This window comes from Rhodococcus sp. LB1 (genome assembly GCF_001583455.1).
Taxonomy (GTDB): domain Bacteria; phylum Actinomycetota; class Actinomycetes; order Mycobacteriales; family Mycobacteriaceae; genus Rhodococcus_F; species Rhodococcus_F opacus.
This window is the reverse complement of record NZ_LTCZ01000391.1, coordinates 1-21176: the sequence shown is the minus strand read 5'-3', so window position 1 is coordinate 21176 and position 21176 is coordinate 1. Positions and strand designations below refer to the sequence as shown.

Below are 21176 nucleotides of genomic sequence, written 5' to 3'. Positions count from 1 at the left end.
TCGATCACTGTTCGTGGGTGTTGTTACTGCGGGACAGCCGGTCTCGGGCGCGGCTGAACTTCTGTGCGACGGGCACACGTGCGGTGGCGCGGGCCAGACCCATCGCCGGCGTGCCGACGTAGATCGACTCGGCGCGGTCCACCGGATAGGTCTCGTGCCAGACGCCGACCGCACCGGGTGCCTTGCGGGCCCGCCGGTTGAATGCGGCCCAGGCCGGACGATGCTTCGCTTGGCTGTCACTGGCGTAGGCGTACAGCTTGTCGACGGAGTTCCAGTACTGGATCACTGTCGGGCCGCGGCCCTCGAACGTCAGGCGGTAGCCCATCAGACCCGAATCCGGGTCTTCGGACAGCTCGCGCAACATCCTCGGCATCGCGAGGAACGTGGGCAGCCACAGGTCCGGTCGCCAGGGTCGGTTGATGGTCATCCCGATCAGGAAGACCACCAGTTCGCCGTCGTAATGGTGCGTCGAACGGGTGGGGTCGATCGTCGTCATCGGATGCCTCCAAGGTTGGATACCGCTACTATCTAATAATGGATAGTGAGAGTATCCAATGTCAAGGGGTGTGGGCATGCAAAAACCCGGACCGCGCAGTGCGCGGCCCGGGTGACTGGGTCAGTAGTGAATTACGGCGACGGCGGTGTCGGTGTCGGGGCCACCGGGACAACCGAGGCGAGTGCCCGCTCGTGGGCGTCGGTGGACCATTCGGGTTCGGTCGTGATGTTCATGTCTCCGACGATCGTGCCGAGGATGTCGATGTCCGTGCTGTACAGGATCACCGCATTGCGCTGCGAATCCGTGAAGTTCGTTCCGGTGATGTTCGCGTCGCTCAGGTCGGCGTACGACAGATTCGCGGCGGCGAAGTTGGTGCCGGTGAGGTTCGCCCGTTTCATGTTCGCGCCCGACAGGTCGGCGAAGCTCAGGTTCAGGCCCGCGAGATTCGCGGAACTCAGATCCGCGCCGGGGCAGGTCGTGCGATCGTCGGGATCGGGATTCGCCACAATCCTGCAGCCGTTGATCTCGGTCAGAACATCCGCCGCGGCCGTTCCGGCGCCCGCAGTGAGTGTGGCACCCCCGGCCAGCGCGACCGCGCCCAGTGCCAGAGCCCTGAAATGTGTCCTGCTCATGCCGGACCGCCCCCTCGCGTAGAACCTCAACCGTCATCGCCGAACTTAGTGCCGAGCGCACTGCGCCGCACGGGGAATCGCGACACCGGCACGTCGGGTGAGGCATTGCGAGACACCGACACGCCCCTTCCCGGTAGACGCACCCGTTCCCGGGCTCGAAAAGAGGTGCGTGGGCACAGGAGGGGTGCGTCTGTCGGATGGCGCGCCGGGGATGGGCTACTCGCAGGCGATGCCGTCGTTGTCGCGGTCGAGGTGCGACGCGTAACCGTCCTGGCCGCGGTAGATCGGCGTCACACCCGCATTGCGGGCCTCGGTGCAGTTCTTGTACCCCGCCCGCGGCGCGGGTGCAGGCGGTGCCGGAGCCACCTGCGGTGCGGGGGCTGCCTGCGGGGCCGGCGCGACCTGCGGCGCGGGTGCCGGTGCTGCCGGCGCGGCGGGCGCGGGCGGCAGGAGGGGGTTCACGGCGTCGGCCGAACCGCTCGGAATCAGGGACGCGATCTCCGGGGGGAGGAAATCGAAGATCGTCGCCGCCTGTGCGGAGGGCGCGGCCGCCATCGAAATGGCGGCGCAACCGAGGACGCTGAGAACTAACCGTCGAGCCTTCATGTTTACCTCGTTCAGGGCTGGGGTGGGGCTTCCACGGAATGGTCGAGAAATGCCACGACGGCCAATCCATCCGGTGTGACGAGGATAGTAGCCAATTGGTAACGGACTTCGAAAGCTGTTGAGGCGCAATGGCCCTCTGTGTCATTCACTCGAATGACACAACCCTCGACCTGTACTTGAACAAAAAACTACCGAGAAATTAAGAATGGGCACGATATGTGCCGGAGATTTCCGTGTCGTCGATCAGAACGGCGAGAACCGGGCTCTATAGTCGCTCTGTGCTGTCATCTGCCTCCTCGACCATGACCCGGCCGGCGCGATTGCCGACGGGGCACCGCTGGGTCGTCGTGGACGTCGAGACCTCCGGTCTTCGTTCGTCCACGCACAGAGTGCTCAGCGTCGCGGCGTTGGCGTTGCGTGAAGACGGTTCGGTGGAGCGTGAATTGGTGACTCTGCTCAACCCGGGCTGCGACCCGGGGCCGGTCCATATCCACAATCTCACGCCACAGCGTCTGGCGGGGGCGCCCCGTTTCGAAGAGGTCGCGAAAGATCTGCTCGAGCTTCTCGACGGTCGGACGCTGGTCGCGCACAACGCGTCATTCGATTACGGCTTCCTCGACGCCGAGGCACGGCGGGCGGGGATGACGATGCCGACACGGCAGAGGCTCTGCACCCTCGCCCTGTCGCGCCGCCTCGAGATCGACGTCCCCAATCACAAGTTGTCCACTCTGGCCGCGCACTGGAAGGTTCGTCAGCACCGGGCTCACGACGCTTACGACGACGCCCTCGTGCTGACGGAGGTCTTCGCGCACAGCGCCTCGCTGGCCGAGTCTCTCAGACTTCCTCTGCCGGTCGTCGGTTGCGCCGATCGGCGGGCGGTGTACCCCGATCGGGTTCCGCGCGTGGAGTCTCCGTGGCGGAATCCGGGTCGGCTGGATCCGGGGGCGGGACTGGTCCAGGGCATGAAACTGGTCGTCAGCGGCAGTACGGATGTTCCCCGTCTTGCGCTCGCCGCACGGTTGACCGCCGCCGGCCTGGACGTCATGAATTCGGTCAGCCGTCAGACGAGTGTCGTCGTCTGCAACGACCCGCACTCGTCGAGTGCAAAGGTGCGCCGCGCGGTGGCCGACGGGATTCCTGTCCTGACCGAGCGGCAGCTCGGCGAGATGTTGCTGCACGTGACACCGGGTGAGCCGAAGGGGGCCGCGGCACCGTCCGAAGTTCAGCGGCCTCGACCTGCGACAACTGTTCCCTCCACGAAGCCTTGGCACGGAAGAAGGGTGCTCATCGTCGGTGGCTCGCATGCGGACTCCGTTCTGATGCGCTCCCGCATCGTGCAGCTGGGTGCCAAGCCGTCGGTCAATCTCTCCGCAGGAGTCACCGATGTCCTCGTTCTCGACGGTGGTGAACTCGATCCCCGCATGGACCGAGTGTCGGCCCGTCAGTTGCCTCTGCTCACCGCCCCCGATGTGAACTCCGCACTCGAACCGGCGGCACCACCCGAGCGGGGGGCGCTCCGCGAGCCGATCCGACCGCCTTCTCAGTGGGTTGCGCCGTTGCTCGCTCGCGGTGAGGTGATCGACCTGCCACCACAGACGACATCGCTGACGGTCAACGCGTCTTGGCGCGCCCACACCGAGGACGATGCGTTCGACGTGGATGTGGTTGCGCTTCTTCTCGGCGAAGACGGCCGGGTCGGTTGCGACGAGGACTTCCTCTTCTACAACTCGCCGACGAGTTCGGACGGCACCGTGGAATTGTCCTGCGACGGCAGCAGCGAGCAAGGAGTGCGGATCGAACTGGCTGCCCTGCACTCCGACTACCAGTGCGTGTCCGTATCGGCGGCGATCGGCGGAGATCGCGCCTTCGGTGAACTCGGTCCGATCTCGGTGACCGTCGACGCTCCGGACCGCACGATCGCATCGTTCGTTCTGGACGCCGGCACGACCGAACGGACGATGCATTTCGCCGAGATCTACCGACGCGCCGGGCAGTGGCGTCTCCGCGCGGTGGGGCAGGGGTACGAATACGATCTCGCCACGCTCGCCACCGAGTACGGGGTGACGGTCGACGATTGAGGATCCCTCACCGTTCGGAACGAACAGTTTCGGGGGCCGGGGAAGTCCGCCGGAGCTGGACGTCGGGGAAGGTGGGGATTTCGAATCGGGTGTGTACGAAGGGTTCGGTGCAGACACGCTGGGCGTGTGCCGCGATGTCCCCGAGGGTGGTCACCCACATCCCGTCCATTGCCTTGACGTTCTCGATGAGTCGTTCCAATGCGGCTGCCTTGGAGGGTCTTCCGGAGATGAATGGGTGGTTCGTGAGGACGAAGCACCCGCCTTCGGCATGGTGGGCCTCCGCTTCGAGGGTCCACATCTCCAGGACCTTGGCGGGGCTTTCGATGACGCCGCTGCCGGTGACACCGGGGTAGAACGCATACTGTTCCCAGTCGTCGAGTGCCCAGTCGACGGGGATCTCGATCAGTGTTCGTTCCGACGCCGGGCTCGTCGCCATCAGGTAGGGCTTGTCGCCGTCGAGCAGGCTCGAGTCGTACAGAAACCCGCGATCGGCGAGCAACTCGGGTGTGTGCCAGTTCATTTCCCACCAGGGTGCGCGATATCCGACGGGGCGGATGCCCGCGACCTCCTCGAGCGCGTCGAGCCCCCGGTCGAGGTAGCGTGCCTCGGTCGCAGGGTCGAGGCCCTTCATCGGTTCGTGTAAATACCCGTGGTGCCCCACCTCGTGACCGCCGTCGATGATGGCGCGGACCGTGTCGGGATAGCACTCGGCGGTGAATCCCGGCACGAAGAACGTTGCGCGAACGTCCTGACGTTCGAGTATTCGCAGAATGCGGGGGACACCGACGCGGGGCCCGTACGACTGGTGGCTCATCAGCGACATACGGTTCGCCGAAGTGGGATCGTGGGCGAGGACGCAGGATTCGGCGTCGACGTCGAAAGTGAAGGCGGCGGCTGCGGTGTGGCCCTGCGGCCAGGTGAAGTCGTTGTTCACGGTGTGCTCCTGGGTGTCGGGAGGGTTCAGTTGCCGGCGAGGACGTCGGGGGAGTCGGTGGTCGCGGACGATCGTGTCGGGGGTTGGCCGGTGATGCGGTAGGGGCGGTGTGCTCGGGGGCCGAGGACTGAATAGAGGGCGGCGGCAACTCCGCCACCGGCCAGCCAGGACAGGTCGAGCCCGCCGAGTGCTCGAGCCGCGAAGCCCTGGGTGAGGCTCGTGGCGCCGTACATGAACAGCCACGTTGCGGCGATTCCGGCGACGAAGCATCCCATCGTGGTCCAGTTGACGTCGGGGAGCCTGCGAGATCCGATCGGCTCGAACAGTCGTCGAGCGTCGATCTGTCGTTTCTCGACGCGGAAGTAGTGGACGAGCATGATGCCTGCCCAGCTCGCGATCCAGGCCACGATTGCCGCCAGCCAGGTCTCGAGCACGGTGGCAAGGCTCGATTGGAAGATGAAGACGATGACCACGACCAGGGCGAACGTGCCGACCAGCAGGTTCAGCTTCCGGCGGTGCACCTTGATGTCGAGGGCCTGTGCGGCGACCGAGAACGTATAGATGTTGAGGATGTTGGTGGCGATCGGCCCGTGAATCACGAGGAACAGCACCGGCAGCGCCAGCGCGCCGAAGTTCGACACGATCAGCTCACCCGGGTCGATGGAACCGTTGGTCGTGGCGAGACTGGCGCCGAGCACTCCGAGCCACACCACCGGGACGAACTGACCGAGGGTGCTCGCGAGGTACAGCTTGCGACGGGACACCGTCCGGCTCACGAACCGCGAGTAGTCGCAGGCGTAGGTGAACCATGTGATTCCCCAGCCGATTCCGATCACGGTCATCACCGTGGACATCGCCGCGATCCGGGCGCCGCCGTGCAGGACTTCGCCGGTGGGCCCGGCGTAGGACCAGTCGATGTCGAGGTGGAACCAGGCGACGACGGACATCAGAACGAGTACCGCCAGCGTCGGCGGAACCGTCCAGCGCTCGAACGCGGCGATGACCCGGTAGCCGAACCATGCGATGGTCACCTGGATCGTCATGATGACGGCGCCGACGAGAATCTTCGCTGCCAGGTTCCGCTCGTGCGGGTCGACGAGGTCCAGTTTGCCGAGCAGTGCCATGACCAGGTCCAGGACGATCCAGGTGTTCACCGCGCACCACCCGACCGCCAGGCAGGCCTGGATCGCGGCCGGCAGGTATGCGCCGCGCCGACCGAACGCGGCCCGCGACAAGACCATACCGGTGACACCCGTACGCTGGCCGATGAGAACGAAGACGCCGAAAAGTGCCATGCCGATGACGTTTCCGGCGACCAGAACGATGAGGGTGTCGCGCAGCCCGAGCCCGAGTCCGATGCCGAGGGCACCGAGAACCCAGTTGATGGGCGCAATATTGGCCCCCGCCCAGATCCAGAACTGGCCGGACACGCGCGTCGTGCGTGCTTCGTCGGGGATGGGTTGCAGTACTTCTTCGAAGTCGTGGAGGTGGGGACTGTCTGCGGGAGTGTCGGTGACCATCGGACTCCTTTGTGAGGCCATGTGGTGTGTGAGGCCATGTGGGGCTTCCCATCATGCGGTGCGTGACCCACATCACACCATTTACACTTTGTCAATAAATTCGGGCCGTCAACGAACGGAATGTCATGTCGCTGTCGTTAGCCGATGTCCTCGCACACCCGAGCCTCGCTGCCGGACGCCCGGTCGTTCGGGCCGGAGCCGACCTGCTGGCCCAGCCCGTGCGCTGGGTGCATTCGAGTGAAGTCATCGACATCGCGCACCTCCTTCGCGGCGGCGAGTTGCTGCTGACCGGCGGGTTCGCACTCGCGTCTGCCGACCCGGCCGGACTGCGGCGGTACGTGCGTGAACTGTCGGCCCGCCGTGTCGCCGGAGTGGCCATCGAGACCGGGCCGCAACTGCCGCAGATCCCGCCTGCGCTGGTCGAGGAGGCGTCGGAGGCGGGTTTGCCGGTCGTCGAACTGCGTGGTGTCGTTCCGTTCGTCGAGGTAGCCGAGGCGATCAACGGCCTGCTGGTCAACGAATCGGTGCAGCGACTGCGTCGTGGTGACGCGGTCGCGCACGCGTTGTCCGAGGAGTTGGCCCGCGGTGGCGGACCCGACGAGTTGCTCGAGGTGCTCGCGCGACTCTTGCCCGGTGACGTGACCCTGCTCGACGCGACCGGCGACGTGATCGCGGCCCTCGGGAACGAGATCGCCGCCCCTGCCACCGGTTCGGGCGTGCTCGCCGTGCCGGTGTCCGTCCAGGGTGTCGGTGTGGCGACGCTCATGGTCTCTCCGGCTCACCCGGCCGATCGCGTCACCGCAGAGGCGATCGTCGAGCGAGCACCGGCAGCGCTGGCGATCTCCCTCCTGCGATCGTTTCCTCCTTCGGCCGCGGTCCGCGCCTCGCAGGCCTTGCTGCGGATCGCCTGCCAGCCGAATCCTGCCCCGGAGCGTCTCGTTGCGGCGGCGCGCGCGGCCGGGATGGCCGACGGAGTGTCGTACGTCGGGGTTGTCGGACGTTCGGTCGACGGTCCGGTATCGCTCGGCGCTGTCGATGCGGCACTGCACCGGTACGCGGCCGGAACGGTGTCGTCCATCGCCGGCGACGAGTTGCACGCGATCGTCGTGCTCCGGGCCGACGACCGAGTCGGTTCCTGCGCGTCGCTGGTCGAATCGCTGCGCGTGACACCGCAGGCGGAGTTGGCGCGGGTTGCGGTGGGTCCGGTGGTCACCGGTCTGATCGGGCTCCCCGAGACGCTGGCGGAGGCGCGGTTCGCGCTCGACCTCGCGGCCGATCTGGGTATCGCCGACACCGTCGTGGACGCCGCGGAACTCGCTCTCGAACGCCTCGGCCGGCGAATCGGCGATCCGGCCCTGCTGACGTCGTTCGTCAGGGAATTGCTCGGGCCGCTTCTCGCGGTCGGTCCCGAACGTGCTCGCCGTCTGATCGACACGCTGGACGTCTACCTCCAGTGCGGGTGCAACAAGACCGAGGCGGCGGCCCGGCTGCACGTGCAGCGTCAGACGCTGTATCAGCGGCTCGATCAGATCTTCGCGCTACTCGGCGAGGATCCGACGGGTTCGCCACGTCTCGCTGCCGTGCACCTCGCGACCCGCCTCTATCTCGGCGGTGCGGTCGACGCGAGCGCGCTCTGACTTTCACGGGTGACCGGGAAAGCCACCTCCGGACTCAGCTGTTGCAACGGTGTTGCATTCCCGTGAACATCGCCGGGAATCGCGGATCGGGGTAGCGCAACCGCTCCCGTCCGTGTTTGCTGCGGTTTCGGCTTGGTTCATCCATTGCAACCACCGTCCGGTCATGAGAAGCAAAACACCGTTGACATGTGACGCTAGGCACAATATGGTCGGTGAACGAATTGCCGTTGCAATGAAAGCAACAAATGCCATTCGTCGCAGTCGGCAAGCGCCGACGCCCCGAGAAGGAGTGGGCATGGCCCAAAACCTCAATTCCCCCTCAGCCCCGTCGCAATCGGACGAGGACGGCGCGGTGAACCCCTCGCCTCGTGTTCTCCGGCGGGTCATCACGGCGAGCTTCATCGGCAACTTCGTCGAATGGTTCGACTACGCCGTATACGGCTATCTCGCAACGGTTATCGCGGTGGTCTTCTTCCCCGAGGCCGAGCCCACGACGGGTCTGCTGGCCACGTTCGCCGTGTTCGCCATCTCGTTCGTCATCCGCCCGATCGGCGGACTCGTCTGGGGGCACTTCGGCGACAAGATCGGACGACGCACGGCGTTGTCACTGTCGATCCTCATCATGTCGGCGTCGACGTTCTGCATCGGCCTGATCCCCGGCTTCGATCAGATCGGCTACCTCGCACCGGTCCTGCTGCTGCTCGTCCGCATGGTGCAGGGATTCTCCGCCGCCGGCGAGTACGCGGGCGCCTCGGCGTTCCTCGCCGAGTACGCCCCGGACCTCAAGCGCGGGCTGTTCACGAGCGTCGTGCCCGCGTCCACGGCCGCCGGGCTTCTGTTCGGATCGTTGATCGCGGCACTGCTGACCGCGGTGCTGTCGACGGAACAGCTCGAGGGCTGGGGCTGGCGGCTGCCGTTCCTGCTCGCGGCGCCGATGGGCCTGATCGGCCGCTACATTCGGTTGAAGCTCGAGGACACCCCGAAGTTCCAGGAAATGGAACAGAAGGTGGAGTCCAACGCGCCGTTGTCGATCCTGTTCACCCACCATCGGCGCGCGATCGCCATCGCGTTCGGTGTCACCTGCCTCAATGCGGTCGGCTTCTACCTGATCCTCAGCTACATGCCGACGTATCTGTCGGAGGTCTTGAACGTCGGCCACACGGCCTCGTTCGTCGCCGCGTCGATCGCTCTCGCCTGCTACATCGTCTTCATCTTCGGGATGGGTGCGCTCTCGGACCGCTTCGGCCGCAAGCGAGTTCTCATTGCCGCGTCGGTCTGCTTCGCGGTGTTCACCGTCCCGCTGTTCAGTGCGCTCGGCGCCGTCGGAATCGTCGGAATCGTCCTCATCCAGATCGTGCTGTGCGCGTTCCTCACCATGAACGACGGCACGCTTCCCACCTTCCTGGCCGAGATCTTCCCGACCCAGGTCCGCTACAGCGGTTTCGCGTTCAGCTTCAACACCGCGAATGCACTGTTCGGCGGCACCGCGCCGTTCGTCGCCACGTTGTTGATCGAACTCACCGGCAGCACACTCGCGCCCGCCTGGTATCTCGTCGCCGCGGCCCTCGTCGCGATGGTGGCGATGCTCATGGCCCGCGAAACCTCCCGGCGCCCCCTGGCCGACACCTGACCACCCGTACATCCCACAGAAGTGCGGCATCACGCGATGCCGCCGGCAACTCGAAAGGAACATCATGAACTTGGAGCGCATCAAGAGCATCCCCAACGGCGAGAAGGTCGTTCCCACGTTCTCCCCGGTGGAAATGGACCGCAGGCTGGTCGCCCTGCGTAAGCACATGGCGGACAACGGGTTCGATGCCGTGCTCTTCACCAGCTACCACAACATCAACTACTACTCCGACTTCCTCTACACGGCGTTCGGGCGTCCGTACGCACTGGTCGTCACCCAGGGCGGCTCGACCACCGTGTCCGCCAACATCGATGCTGGGATGCCGTGGCGGCGGTCGTTCGGCGAGAACGTCGTCTACACGGACTGGCGCCGCGACAACTTCGAGTACGCCGTGCAGCAGGTCTTGGCGAAGCAGGGCATCTCGCGCGGCGCACTCGGTGTCGAGGACGACCACCTGACCCCCGACGTGCGGACCCGGATCGCGGCGGTTCTGCCCGGGATGACGTTCACCGACGTCGCGAAGGCCACGATGCGCCAGCGCATGATCAAGTCGCCCGAGGAGATCGAACTGATCAAGCACGGGGCGCGGATCGGTGACCTCGGCGGCGACGCGATCCGTGCGGCGATCACCGAGGGTGTCCCCGAATTCGAGGTGGCGATCGCCGGCTCGAACGCGATGATCCGGGAGATCGCGGCCACCTTCCCGCACGCCGAACTGCGCGACACGTGGGTCTGGTTCCAATCGGGCGTCAACACCGACGGCGCCCACAACTGGGCCACCAGCCGCCGCGTGGAACGCGGAGACATTCTGTCGCTGAACTGTTTCCCGATGATCGCCGGCTACTACACGGCGCTCGAGCGCACCCTGTTCTACGGGGAGCCGTCGGCGGAGCACCTGCGGCTGTGGGAGATCAACGTCAAGGTGCATCGCCGCGGGCTCGACCTGATCAAGCCGGGCGCCGTCTGCAAGGACATCGCGGCCGAGCTGAACGAGATCTACGAGGCCGAGGGTCTGCTGCCGAACCGCACGTTCGGGTACGGGCATTCCTTCGGGGTGCTCTCGCACTACTACGGACGCGAGGCGGGCCTCGAACTGCGCGAAGACATCGACACGGTCCTCGAACCCGGGATGGTGGTGTCGATGGAGCCGATGATCATGGTTCCCGAGGGGATGCCGGGCGCCGGGGGCTACCGCGAACACGACATCCTGGTCGTCGGCGAGGACAATGCGGAGAACATCACCCGGTTCCCGTTCGGACCCGAGCACAACATCCTCGGCGTCTGACCGGTACACCGACCCTGCCACGGGTGTGGCAGGGTCGGCGGTGGCGTATGCACAACTGAAGGAGCGCAACGATCATGAGTGTGGACGACGTCGATCGACTCGAAGGCCAGGACGCCGACGCGAAGCCGTCCCCGTCCGTCCTGCTCAACGGTCTCCGGGTGCTCGAATCCTTCTCGATCGCCGAACCGGTGCTCGGTGTCACCGAGATCGCGCGCAAGGTCGACCTGCACAAGAGCAGCGTCTCCCGCATGCTCGCCACCCTCGAGAAAGCCGGCTACGTCGAGCGTGACGAGGGCACCGGACGCTACCGGCTCGGCCTCGGTCTCATCGCCCTCGCGGGGCCACTGCTGGCCAACCTCGACGTCCGCCGCGTGGCGCAGCCGGAACTGGAGGAACTCACCCGCCGCACCGGCGAGACCAGCGCGCTCATGGTGTGGAACGGGCACGAATCCGTCGTCGTCGAACAGATTCCCAGTCCCAAACAGGTCAAGCACACCGCCGCGGTGGGCACCCGCTACGACACCTATGCGAGTTCGTCCGTCCAGGTGTTCCTCTCCGAGATGCCGCGGGCGGAGACCGAGCGGCTCTTCGACCGGCGTCTGCTCGTCGGACCCGACGAGCAGGAGTCACGCGGCGAGTACTTCGACGAGCTGAGTGACACCCGCGACCGCGGATACGCCGTCAACGACGGCCGCACGTCGATCGAGGAGGTCGGCATCTCGGCGCCGGTCCGCGATCATCGCGGCGTACTGGTCGCGGCAGTCATGTTGTCCGCCCCACGGTTCCGGGTCCCCGAGTCCATGCTCGAGTCGCTCGGGCGGGCGGTCGCGGAATCCGGCAGGCGGGTGTCGGCCCGACTCGGGGCACCCGTCGCGACCCGCGACTGACCGCATCGCCTCCGCTCGTCGGATGGACTCCGCGGACTATTCTGGGTGGAGCGTGTCAGAGGTGGTGCAGGGCCGATGACGAACGACGATCCGTGGGCAACCCAGCGCCAGCCGGAGATCACGACCGAGCTGGCCGCGGCAGGGTTCGACGATGCCGTGGAGATCGGCCGCGGCGGGTTCGGGGTCGTCTACCGCTGCCTGCAGGAGGACCTCGACCGCACGGTGGCCGTCAAAGTCCTGACGTCGAACCTCGACCCCGACAACGTGACGAGGTTCGTCCGCGAGCAACGGGCGATGGGCCGCACGTCCGGGCACCCGAACATCGTTGCCGTCTACCAGGTCGGTGTGACCCGGAGCAGGCGGCCGTTCCTCGTCATGCCGTACCACTCGTTCGGTTCCCTCGAGGCGCAGATCCGTCGGTCGGGTCCCCTCGGGTGGCAGGAGGTGCTGCGGCTCGGGATCAAGATGTCCGGCGCCCTCGAGACCGCGCATCGCGGTGGGATGCTCCACCGCGACGTCAAACCCGCGAACATCCTGCTCACCGAATACGACGAACCGCAATTGACCGACTTCGGCATCGCCCGCGTCTCCGGCGGATTCGAGACGACGGCAGGCTCGATCACCGGGTCCCCGGCGTTCACCGCGCCGGAGGTGCTCGAAGGACGGCCACCGACGGTGGAGTCGGACGTCTACAGTCTCGGGTCCACCCTGTTCTGCGCGTTGACCGGGCATGCGGCGTACGAGCGCCGGAGCGGTGAGCAGGTCGTCGGGCAGTTCCTGCGGATCTCCACGCAGGCGGTCCCCGACCTGCGGGATGCCGGAATCCCCGACGACGTGTGCAGCGCAGTCGAACATGCCATGGCCCGCGCGGTCGAGGACAGGCCGGGCGGCGCCGCCGACTTCGGCAACGAGCTCCGGGCGGTCGAGCGACGCAACGGTGTCGTCGTCGACGACATGTACATCCCGGTTCGGCGGGCACCCGAGCAGCTGCACGATCATGCCGCCGAATCCACCCGGTCCCGGGGCCCCGGGCTCCCGTACAACGTGCGGACGCCGCCGACCCCGCCCGCGCCGGTGACGAAGTTCCGCCCACCCACCACCACCCGGCAGCTCGTGCCGCGCCGGCGGCTCCTCGCCGTCCTCCGCGCAGGCCGGGACCGCAGGCTGACGCTCGTCCACGCGCCGGCCGGGTTCGGCAAGAGCAGTCTGGTCGCCCAGTGGCGCGACGACCTGGTCGACGCCGGGACGGCGGTCGCGTGGCTGACCGTGGACCGGGACGACAACAACGTGGTGTGGTTTCTCACCCACCTCGTCGAGGCGATCAGGCGGGTACGCCCGGAGGTCGTCACCGATCTGGGCCAGTCGCTGGAGGAGCACGGGGACGCGGTCGAACGGTTCGTCCTCACGTCCCTGATCAACCGGCTTCACGACAGCGGGGAGGCCCTCGTCGTCGTGATCGACGACTGGCACCGCATCACTGACTCCGGGCCGATCGACTCGATGAAGTTCCTGCTCGACAACGGCTGCCACCACTTGAAGATCGTCGTGGCGAGCCGGAGCCGGTCGGGGCTGCCGCTGAGCCGGATGCGGGTGCTCGATGAACTCAACGAAATAGCGTCCGACGACCTGTGTTTCGATTTCGGCGAATCGCAGAACTTCCTGTCGGACCGGGTGCAGGTTCCCCTGAAGGACACCGAGATCGAACAACTCCGGGAATCGACCGACGGCTGGATCGCGGCACTGCAGTTGGCCTCGTTGTCGTTGCGCGAAGCCGGAACTCCGGAGAACCTGATCGAACAGCTCCGGACGGGGACCGACGCGATCGGTGAGTATCTCGCCGAGAACGTGCTCGACGCCCTCGAACCCGACATGCTCGACTTCATGCTCGCCACGTCCGTCCCCGACAAGGTGTGCGGCGACCTGGCGTCGGCGCTGGGCGGCGTGCAGGACGGGCAAGCGAGACTCGAGCAGGTCGCCGCCCGTGACCTGTTCCTCGGGAGGACGGGCGACGACCGCCAGTGGTATCGCTATCACCACCTGTTTGCCCAGATCCTCCATCAGCGCCTCGAACGGGACCACCCCGGGCGCATCACCGACCTGCACCGCCGGGCATACGACTGGTTCCGGGAGCGGCACCTGCTGGGCGAGGCCGTCGACCACATCCTCGCGGCCGGGGAACCGCAGCGAGCGGTGGAACTGCTCGAGGAAGACGACCTGTACCTCCTCGATCGGTCACAGATGTCGACGCTGCTCTGCCTGATCGGGAAACTGCCCGCCGACCTGGTGGCCGCCAGCCCGCGGCTGCAGCTCACCATCGGATGGGCGAACTGCGAACTCCAGCGACTCGGACTCGCGCAAGCCGCCCGAACCCGCGCGCTAGAGCAGATCGACGGCGGCGAGATGCCCGAGCGTCGCGCCGCCCAGCTCCGGGTGGAAGCGGATGTCCTGCAGGGCGACATCGAGGCGACCGCGGACCGCATCGAGGGGGTGCGGGAGCTCGTCACCGAATGCCTCGCCCATCCCACGGAGTACCACCCCTTCGTGGTGTCGATGGCCGCTCTCATCGAGACGTTCGTGGACACGTGTGAATTCCGGTTCGAGGACGCCTACCGCAGGCAGAGCTGGGCGGCCCCGTACCACCGGCAGAACACGGGACCGTACTCCGTTGCGTACGGGTACTGTTTCGCCGGACTCGCGAAGTTCGAGCAGCTCGATGTCGGCGGTGCGATGGAGCTGTACCGCAAGGCGTTCCAGCTGGTCCGGGAGGCGGAGAACACGCAGTCGCAGCATGCGCGGCTCACCCGCACGCTTCTCGCCGAAGTCCACTACGAGCAGGGCCGGATCGACGAAGCGGACGAGCTGCTCAACGAGACGTTCGACGCCGCCGCGCTCGGTGGCGCACCGGATTTCATGATCCGCCACTACTGCCTCAGGGCGCGGATCATGGCGGTGCGCGGCGATCGCGACGCCGCGGCACGACAACTCGACGAGGGGGTGCGGACGGCCGAGACGTTCTCCCTGCCCCGGCTGCGGGCCGCCGTCGACAACGAGCGGGTGCGGATCGGGCTGCCCCCGGCACCCGGGTTCGTGCCCGTCACACGCGAGACCCGGCGCACCCCGGCGAACGGGCTCGACCTGGCGACGGCGCAACTCGAGGAAGAGGCGGCCATCACGTTGCTCGCGGCGCAGGGCGATCCGGCGGACGCGGATCTCGCGTGCGAATGGGCGAACGACTGGGTTCGGCAACTCGACGGGACCGGGCGGCACCGGGCCCGGCTGCAGGCGGTCCGGTTGCTCGTGTCGTGCCTGTGGGCGGCCGGACGTCGCGACGAGGCGCAGGCGATGCTGCTGCCGGCGGCGGCGGAGTGCGCCCGGCACGGGCTTACCCGGTTCCTACCCGACGGCGGCCCGAACGTCGTCGCGGCGCTGGCGGCGCTGCGGGAGAACGGTCATCCCGACCTGCCGCGGACGTTCGTCGACACCGTGCTCGCGGCCGCGCAGTAATCGCCTCGCGGCAGCAGGTGCGCGGCGGCCGTCCGCCACGGGGCGAGCAGGGTGTCGAAGTGCGCGCTGGTGAAATCGTGCCGCCCGACGAGATCCGACACGGCGTGCGCTGCTGCCGCGTCGCGCACCGCGGTCGCGATGTCCGCGCACAGTTGCTCGTCCTCGCGCACTGTCGCCTCGTCCATGAAGTGCCGTTCCCACGCGGCGTCCTGGGCGCGGTACCAGGATTTGATCCGGCCCGCTTCCCAGGCCGCATCACGTGCGCAGGCCCACGCGCCGAGCCGCCTGCGGCTGTCGACGACGCTTGTCGTCCGCGTCAGTGCTCCGAAGTCCCCGTGCAAAAGGGCTGCCGCTTCCACGGCGTGTCGCACGACGTCCTGCCAGTTCGGGCCGAAACTCTGCTCGCATTCGTTCTCGGTGACGGCGAACGTGTCGAGGGCGGACAGCGCGTCGTCCACGACGTCGACGTGGAGAAGGTACGAGCCGGGCAGCTCGCGCCGGCTCAGTAGCTGGAAGGCCACGAAGGCGTCGCCGCGGACCGGTGCACAGTGCACGAGGACGTCGAGCACCGACAGCCGGGTCTCGGGCGTGTAGTCGCCGCGCTTCGGAACCGGGTGCCGCCGGATGAACTGCGCGGCGCGGGCGGGGAGAAGGCGAAGTTCGTCGGTGATCACGTCAGCACTCGACATAGTTGACCGGGACGTTGACGGCCAGACCGCCGGTCGACGTTTCCTTGTACTTCGACAGCATGTCTGCGCCGGTCGAGCGCATCGTCTCGATCACCTGGTCGAGGCTGACCCGGTGGGTGCCGTCGCCGCGCAGGGCCATGCGAGCGGCGTTGATGGCCTTGCCCGCCGAGATCGCGTTGCGTTCGATGCACGGAATCTGCACCAGCCCTTCGATGGGATCGCAGGTGAGTCCGAGGCTGTGCTCCATCGCGATCTCCGCGGCATTCTCCACCTGTTCCGTTGTGCCGCCGAGGATCTCCGCAAGCCCGGCAGCGGCCATGGACGCCGCGGAACCCACCTCGCCCTGGCAGCCGACCTCGGCTCCGGAGATCGACGCGCGTTCCTTGTACAGCGATCCGACGGCGCCGGCGGCGAGGAGGAAGCGGATCGCGGTGTCGTCGGGATCCGACTTCCCGGCCGGGGTGTAGTGAACCGCGTAGTGCAGCACCGCGGGGATGATGCCCGCGGCCCCGTTGGTCGGCGCGGTGACGATCCGGCCGCCGGATGCGTTCTCCTCGTTGACGGCCAGTGCGACGAGGTTGACCCAGTCCTCGGCGAAGGCGGGATCACGGTGCGGATCTTCCTGATTCAGGCGGAGGTACCAGTCCCGTGCACGCCGGCGCACGCGCAGAGCGCCGGGAAGGATCCCGTCGCGCGCGATCCCGCGCTTCTCGCATTCCACCATGACGTCGCGGATATGGAGGAGCCGTTCGTAGATCTCCACGGTCGACCGCGTTTCGCGTTCGAACTGGAGCATCACGTCACTGATGGCGTAGCCGTGGCGTGCCGCGACGTCGAGGAGTTCCTTGGCGGACCCGAACGACAGTCCGCCGGTGGCGGTGGCCGGTGGCTCCGCGCTCTCCGCTTCGGTCACGACGAAGCCGCCGCCGATGGAGAAATAGGTTTCGCTGTGGATCTCGACGCCGGTGGCGGTGGACGCGGTGATTCTCATCCCGTTCGGGTGCAGCGGCAGGATGGTCAGCGGATGGAGAACGATCTCGTCCTCGGCGAGCGCGACCTCGTGGGATCCGCCGACCCTGATGTGCCGGGTGCTGCGCATCTCCTCGAGACGTCGTTCCATCTCCTCGGTCTCGATCTTCTCGGGAAAGTACCCCTCGAGTCCGAGCAGCACCGCGGACATCGTTCCGTGGCCCGCTCCCGTGGCTGCGAGCGACCCGTACAGGTCGACGCGGATATCCGCGACTGCGGGCAGAGCGTCGAGGGCGCGGACGTCGGAGACGAACCGTGCGGCGGCCCGCATCGGTCCGACGGTGTGCGAACTCGAGGGGCCGATGCCGACGGAGAACAGGTCGAACACGCTGATGGTCATGGGATTACACCGCCTCACTGAGTTCGTTCGCGTATTGCGCTGGGGTGAGAAGTCCGTAGGCGGACGACGTCGGCGAGGGGAGGACGGCGAACAGCCAGCCGCGGTGGAACGGATCGTCGGCGACGAGTTGCGGGTTTGCGAGGGCGTCGGTGTTCGTCATCGTGACGAGTCCGCTGATCGGCGCAAACACCGTGACGACGGTCCGCGCGGACGTCCAGACGAGCGCGCAGGGTGCGCCCGCCTCGATCGTGCTGCGCACTGCCGGAAGTTCCAGCCCGACCACCTCGATCTCGTCGAGTGCCGTGTCCGTGACCCCGGCCCGGAGCGGGTAGTCGGAGAAGCTCTGTCCCGGTGCGAGGGCCAACCAGCTGTGCGTTGCCGTGAACCGTCGATCCGAGGGAATCTTTCCAGCTCTCATGCCTTTTCCTTTGACAGTCGGGCGTTGTGGTCGCGGAGTCGCGCATGTGATCCAATAGGTCTGATATTGATATATCAGTGTGTGCGATAACAGTAGGTCAGCCGCGGAGGCGGGTCAAGAGGTGGTCTGGAAAACGTCCGGAAACGAAGCGGCTACGGCTGCAGGGTCGCGGGCAGCATGCCTTTGAGTGAGCTCGTCACGGCCAGCGCCTCGGCGGTCAGGAGATCGCCCGGCGTGAGAACGCGTTCGCGCATCAGCCCGCGGTCGAGCTGCCAGGACCGCTCGACACCCGGCAGGCACCCCGACGCCAATGGTGGTGTCCACCAGACGCCGTCGATGCGGGCGGCGAGATTGGCGATCGTGGTCTCGGTGACATGTCCGAGTTCGTTGACCAGCACGACGTCGCCGGCCCCGGGATGGCGGTGCCGTCTGCGGTCGTATCGCTCGCGCAACGTCGTCTTGTGTCCGAGGAGGACGTCCCGGGAGTCGACGGGCTCGTCGTCGAGCACGAGAGACACCGACGCGGGTGCGACCGGCGGCCCGAAGACGTCGACGTCCACACCGCCGTCGCGGTGCAGGCGCACGCGGACCCGAGCCGCGCCGAGGCCGGACAGCCGCTGGGTGAGTCGGCGCCGGACGTCTCGTTCCCGGAACTCGTACCCGAGCACGGTCGCGGAACGGGCCAGACGCCGCAGGTGACGCTCCGCGTGCCGCAGGCCGGTCCGCGGATCGTGATACATCGTCTCCATCAGCTGTGCACCGGCACCGATCAGCTGTGCCTCGGCAATTCCGATGGTCGCGAGACCGGCGGCGGACACGGAGGTGTTCACAGTGCGGAGGCTCGATTCGACGGGTGACTGGAGTTGGCGCGACCAGGATATACGAGCGCGCGGAGCACGGACACCGCGTCCACGGTGGCGGCCACGTCGTGCACCCGGAGTACAGCTGCCCCGTTCTGTGCGGCGATCAGCGCAGCGGCCACCGAGGCGGCCTGACGGTGGTCGACGCTGCGACCGGTGATCGTGCCCAGCATGCCTTTCCGGGACAGTCCGGCCACCACGGGAACACCGAGATCCGTGATCTGCCCAAGCTCGGACAACAGTGCAAGGTTGTGGGCGAGGGTCTTGCCGAAGCCGAACCCCGGGTCGACCATGAGGTGCTCGAGGGGAATTCCCGCGCACCGGCAGGCGCCGACACGGTCGACGAGGAACCGGCGCACCTCGGACACGACGTCGCCGTACTCCGGCGACGTCTGCATCGTTTCGGGATCGCCGCGCATGTGCATCAGGCACACGGGCACGTCCAGATCGGCGGCAGCGCGCAGCGCACCGGGAAGTCGCAGGGCACGAACGTCGTTGATCATCGACGCGCCTGCCGCAACCGCCTCCCGCATCACGTCCGGTCTCGAGGTGTCGACCGAGATCGGGACCGACGTCGACATCGCGAGGGCCGCGACTACCGGCACCACGCGCGCGATCTCCTCCGCGACGGACGGCGGGCGGGACCCGGGGCGGGTCGACTCGCCCCCGACGTCGAGGAGATCGGCGCCTTCCGCGACCTGAGACAGGGCGTGCTCGACCGCCGCAGTGGTGTCGAGGTACCGGCCACCGTCGGAGAACGAATCCGGGGTCACGTTGACGATCCCGCAGACCAGGGGAACATCGCGTGCGAGAGCCTCGAGCAGTCGGCCGGGGCCGGTGGCGGTGAGCGTCGGCAACGGAACCATTCGGGCGCACCTCCTTCCAGAATGGGGAATCGGTCCGGTGGACGACGCCGCGCCGTCCACCGAACCGACGCTGTCGCTTACACGGGGTCGACGCCGAACTCCTCGGCGGCGTCGATCAGCCACTCCGCGAGATACCGGGCGAACGACGACCGCACGAGGATCCGGTAGTCGGTTCCCCGGTCGTCGAGCGCGATCAGGATCACGCCCGCCAGGCCGAGCATGGTCTGCGCCGCAGTGCTGCGGACGAACACCGTGGGATGCAGATCCAGTGAGCACCCCTTCTCGAGGACGTCGCGGGCGTGAGCGCCGCGCAGCCGCAGGGTGGTTCGCTGTCCGGAGACGTCGATCGCGGCACCGCCGTGGGGTGTCACCGCCGCCCGCAGGTCCGACTCGAGCGCGGGCGCCGGCTGTGACCGCGTGGTGATCAGCCACTCCTCGGGACCGAGCCAGACCGCGGTCGTCGCGTCGGTGCCGGCGGATGTCGACGCCGCGGTGGGGAGGTCGAACCCGAGGACCGCCGCGGCGGCCGCGGCTCCCGGTCCCGCCGGGTCGACCCACAGGTCGACCATCGCGACGAACGGCTCCTCGGTGATGGTCACCGACTCGGGGAGTTCGGAGAATTTCTGGTCCCAGCCGTGCAGGGGGCTGAGGGGGACGAGGGTGTCAGCCATCGCGACGTGCTCCTTCGGGATCGACAAGGACGGAACTGGTGACCTCGACGGCGACCAGGTTTCCGTCCACCGGGACGTGCAGGGTGTCGCCGAGCCGGGCCCGGCCGGCCTTGACGAGGGCGAGCCCGAACGGGCGGCCGAGTTCGGCGCTGAGGTAGCTCGACGTGACGTGCCCGAGCATCGGCACCGGTGCGGGGGGCAGGATGCCGTCCAACGCCTCTTCGATGATCTGTGCGCCCTCGGGCAGCACGGTCTGCTTGTCGAGGGGCAGCAGTCCGACGAACTGCTTGCGCAGCGGGTTCTGGTTCTCCGCCCGGGTGAAGGAGCGCTTCCCGATGAAGTCGCGCTTCTTCTTCGACACGGCCCAGCTCATCCCGAGGTCCTGCGGGGTGACCGTGCCGTCGGTGTCCTGACCGATGATCGGGTAACCCTTTTCGGCGCGGAGGACGTGCATGGTCTCGGTGCCGTACGGGGTGATGTCGAACTTCTCACCCGCGGCGATCAGGCGCGCCCACACCGCGGGTGCGTGCCAGCCGTCGACGTTGACCTCGAACGCGAGTTCGCCGGAGAAGCTGATCCGCGCGACCCGTACGTGGACGCCGCCGAGGGAGGTGTCGCGCCACGCCATGAACGGGAACGCGCCGTTGGTGACGTCGAGGTCGGGGAAGACCTCACCGATCACGTCGCGCGAGCGCGGCCCCACGACGGGGAACGTGGCCCACTGTTCGGTGACCGAGGTGAGCCGCACCAACAGGTGCGGCCACTCCGTCTGCAGCCATTCCTCCATCCAGTCGAGGATCTTCGCGGCGCCGCCGGTGGTCGTGAAGACCTGGAACCGGTCGTCGGCCAGGCGCATCACGGTGCCGTCGTCGATGACCATGCCGTCGACGCCGCACATGACGCCGTAGCGGACCATGCCGACCTTCAGGGTGCTCATCATGTTCGTGTAGACCATGTCGAGCAGCACCCCGGCGTCGGGACCCTGGACGTCGATCTTGCCGAGGGTGGAGCCGTCGAGGATGCCGATGCTGCGGCGCACGGCGGCGCATTCGCGCAGCACGGCGGCGTCCATGTCCTCCCCGGGGAGGGGGTAG

At 67.3% G+C, this 21176-nt stretch carries 18 protein-coding genes; 6 read left to right on the top strand and 12 right to left on the bottom strand.

From position 1 onward, the window contains the following. Nucleotides 1–4: 4 nt before the first annotated feature. The 3 genes from AZG88_RS37170 to AZG88_RS37160 form a co-directional block, all read right to left on the bottom strand. A complete protein-coding gene (locus AZG88_RS37170) occupies nucleotides 5–496 on the bottom strand; it encodes a DUF4188 domain-containing protein (RefSeq protein WP_005252368.1) in 492 nt (163 codons plus the stop codon). 131 nt (nucleotides 497–627) lie between these two features. Beyond that, nucleotides 628–1128, bottom strand: a complete 501-nt coding sequence (locus tag AZG88_RS37165) for a pentapeptide repeat-containing protein (RefSeq protein WP_061044362.1) — start codon at nucleotides 1126–1128, stop codon at nucleotides 628–630. Nucleotides 1129–1344: 216 nt separating this feature from the next. Then, nucleotides 1345–1734: an excalibur calcium-binding domain-containing protein gene (locus AZG88_RS37160; RefSeq protein WP_025433080.1), complete on the bottom strand. Its 390-nt coding sequence runs from the start codon at nucleotides 1732–1734 to the stop codon at nucleotides 1345–1347. 302 nt (nucleotides 1735–2036) lie between these two features. Between AZG88_RS37160 and AZG88_RS37155 the strand changes: the two genes are divergently transcribed. Beyond that, on the top strand, nucleotides 2037–3812 hold the full coding sequence (locus AZG88_RS37155; protein WP_061700553.1) for a TerD family protein: 1776 nt from the start codon (nucleotides 2037–2039) through the stop codon (nucleotides 3810–3812). Between the two features lie 7 nt (nucleotides 3813–3819). Here AZG88_RS37155 and AZG88_RS37150 read toward each other — a convergent pair whose 3' ends face one another. Together AZG88_RS37150 and AZG88_RS37145 are read right to left on the bottom strand one after the other, a co-directional pair. Continuing rightward, nucleotides 3820–4746 carry a polysaccharide deacetylase family protein gene (locus AZG88_RS37150; protein ID WP_061700552.1) on the bottom strand — a complete coding sequence of 309 codons (927 nt, stop codon included), beginning with the start codon at nucleotides 4744–4746 and terminating at the stop codon, nucleotides 3820–3822. 26 nt (nucleotides 4747–4772) lie between these two features. Beyond that, complete coding sequence (locus AZG88_RS37145) at nucleotides 4773–6287, bottom strand: purine-cytosine permease family protein (protein ID WP_005252373.1); 1515 nt, start codon at nucleotides 6285–6287, stop codon at nucleotides 4773–4775. 104 nt (nucleotides 6288–6391) lie between these two features. Here AZG88_RS37145 and AZG88_RS37140 point away from each other — a divergent pair, with 104 nt between their 5' ends. The 5 genes from AZG88_RS37140 to AZG88_RS37120 all read left to right on the top strand — a co-directional run bounded on the left by AZG88_RS37140 (nucleotide 6392) and on the right by AZG88_RS37120 (nucleotide 15209). Further along, nucleotides 6392–7903 carry a PucR family transcriptional regulator gene (locus tag AZG88_RS37140; protein WP_061700551.1) on the top strand — a complete coding sequence of 504 codons (1512 nt, stop codon included), beginning with the start codon at nucleotides 6392–6394 and terminating at the stop codon, nucleotides 7901–7903. A gap of 295 nt (nucleotides 7904–8198) precedes the next feature. Beyond that, nucleotides 8199–9533 carry an MFS transporter gene (locus AZG88_RS37135; RefSeq protein ID WP_061700550.1) on the top strand — a complete coding sequence of 445 codons (1335 nt, stop codon included), beginning with the start codon at nucleotides 8199–8201 and terminating at the stop codon, nucleotides 9531–9533. 64 nt (nucleotides 9534–9597) lie between these two features. Next, a complete protein-coding gene (locus tag AZG88_RS37130) occupies nucleotides 9598–10818 on the top strand; it encodes a M24 family metallopeptidase (RefSeq protein WP_061700549.1) in 1221 nt (406 codons plus the stop codon). Nucleotides 10819–10892: 74 nt separating this feature from the next. Next, on the top strand, nucleotides 10893–11705 hold the full coding sequence (locus AZG88_RS37125; RefSeq protein ID WP_061044364.1) for an IclR family transcriptional regulator: 813 nt from the start codon (nucleotides 10893–10895) through the stop codon (nucleotides 11703–11705). Between the two features lie 75 nt (nucleotides 11706–11780). Next, the gene (locus tag AZG88_RS37120) at nucleotides 11781–15209 is read left to right on the top strand and encodes a serine/threonine-protein kinase (RefSeq protein ID WP_061700548.1); all 3429 of its coding nucleotides are present in this window, start codon (nucleotides 11781–11783) and stop codon (nucleotides 15207–15209) included. Here AZG88_RS37120 and AZG88_RS37115 read toward each other — a convergent pair. The 7 genes from AZG88_RS37115 to AZG88_RS37085 form a co-directional block, all read right to left on the bottom strand. Next, nucleotides 15155–15883 (bottom strand): hypothetical protein, encoded by a 729-nt coding sequence (locus tag AZG88_RS37115; protein WP_005252379.1) that lies wholly within the window; start codon nucleotides 15881–15883, stop codon nucleotides 15155–15157. The genes AZG88_RS37120 and AZG88_RS37115 overlap by 55 nt on opposite strands. Nucleotide 15884: 1 nt before the next feature. Continuing rightward, on the bottom strand, nucleotides 15885–17267 hold the full coding sequence (locus AZG88_RS37110) for an L-serine ammonia-lyase (RefSeq protein WP_061044367.1): 1383 nt from the start codon (nucleotides 17265–17267) through the stop codon (nucleotides 15885–15887). Between the two features lie 4 nt (nucleotides 17268–17271). Further along, nucleotides 17272–17685 carry a glycine cleavage system protein H gene (locus AZG88_RS37105; protein ID WP_005252381.1) on the bottom strand — a complete coding sequence of 138 codons (414 nt, stop codon included), beginning with the start codon at nucleotides 17683–17685 and terminating at the stop codon, nucleotides 17272–17274. Nucleotides 17686–17837: 152 nt separating this feature from the next. Further along, on the bottom strand, nucleotides 17838–18515 hold the full coding sequence (locus AZG88_RS37100) for an aminotransferase class IV (protein ID WP_025433076.1): 678 nt from the start codon (nucleotides 18513–18515) through the stop codon (nucleotides 17838–17840). Continuing rightward, nucleotides 18512–19411 (bottom strand): dihydropteroate synthase, encoded by a 900-nt coding sequence (gene folP, locus AZG88_RS37095; RefSeq protein ID WP_061700547.1) that lies wholly within the window; start codon nucleotides 19409–19411, stop codon nucleotides 18512–18514. The genes AZG88_RS37100 and folP overlap by 4 nt, the downstream gene beginning before the upstream one ends. Nucleotides 19412–19488: 77 nt before the next feature. Continuing rightward, nucleotides 19489–20082, bottom strand: coding sequence for a sarcosine oxidase subunit gamma (locus AZG88_RS37090; RefSeq protein WP_005252384.1), 594 nt, complete (start codon nucleotides 20080–20082; stop codon nucleotides 19489–19491). Then, on the bottom strand, nucleotides 20075–21176 hold a 1102-nt coding region (locus AZG88_RS37085; RefSeq protein ID WP_231914327.1), incomplete at its 5' end, for an aminomethyltransferase family protein. The genes AZG88_RS37090 and AZG88_RS37085, both read right to left, overlap by 8 nt.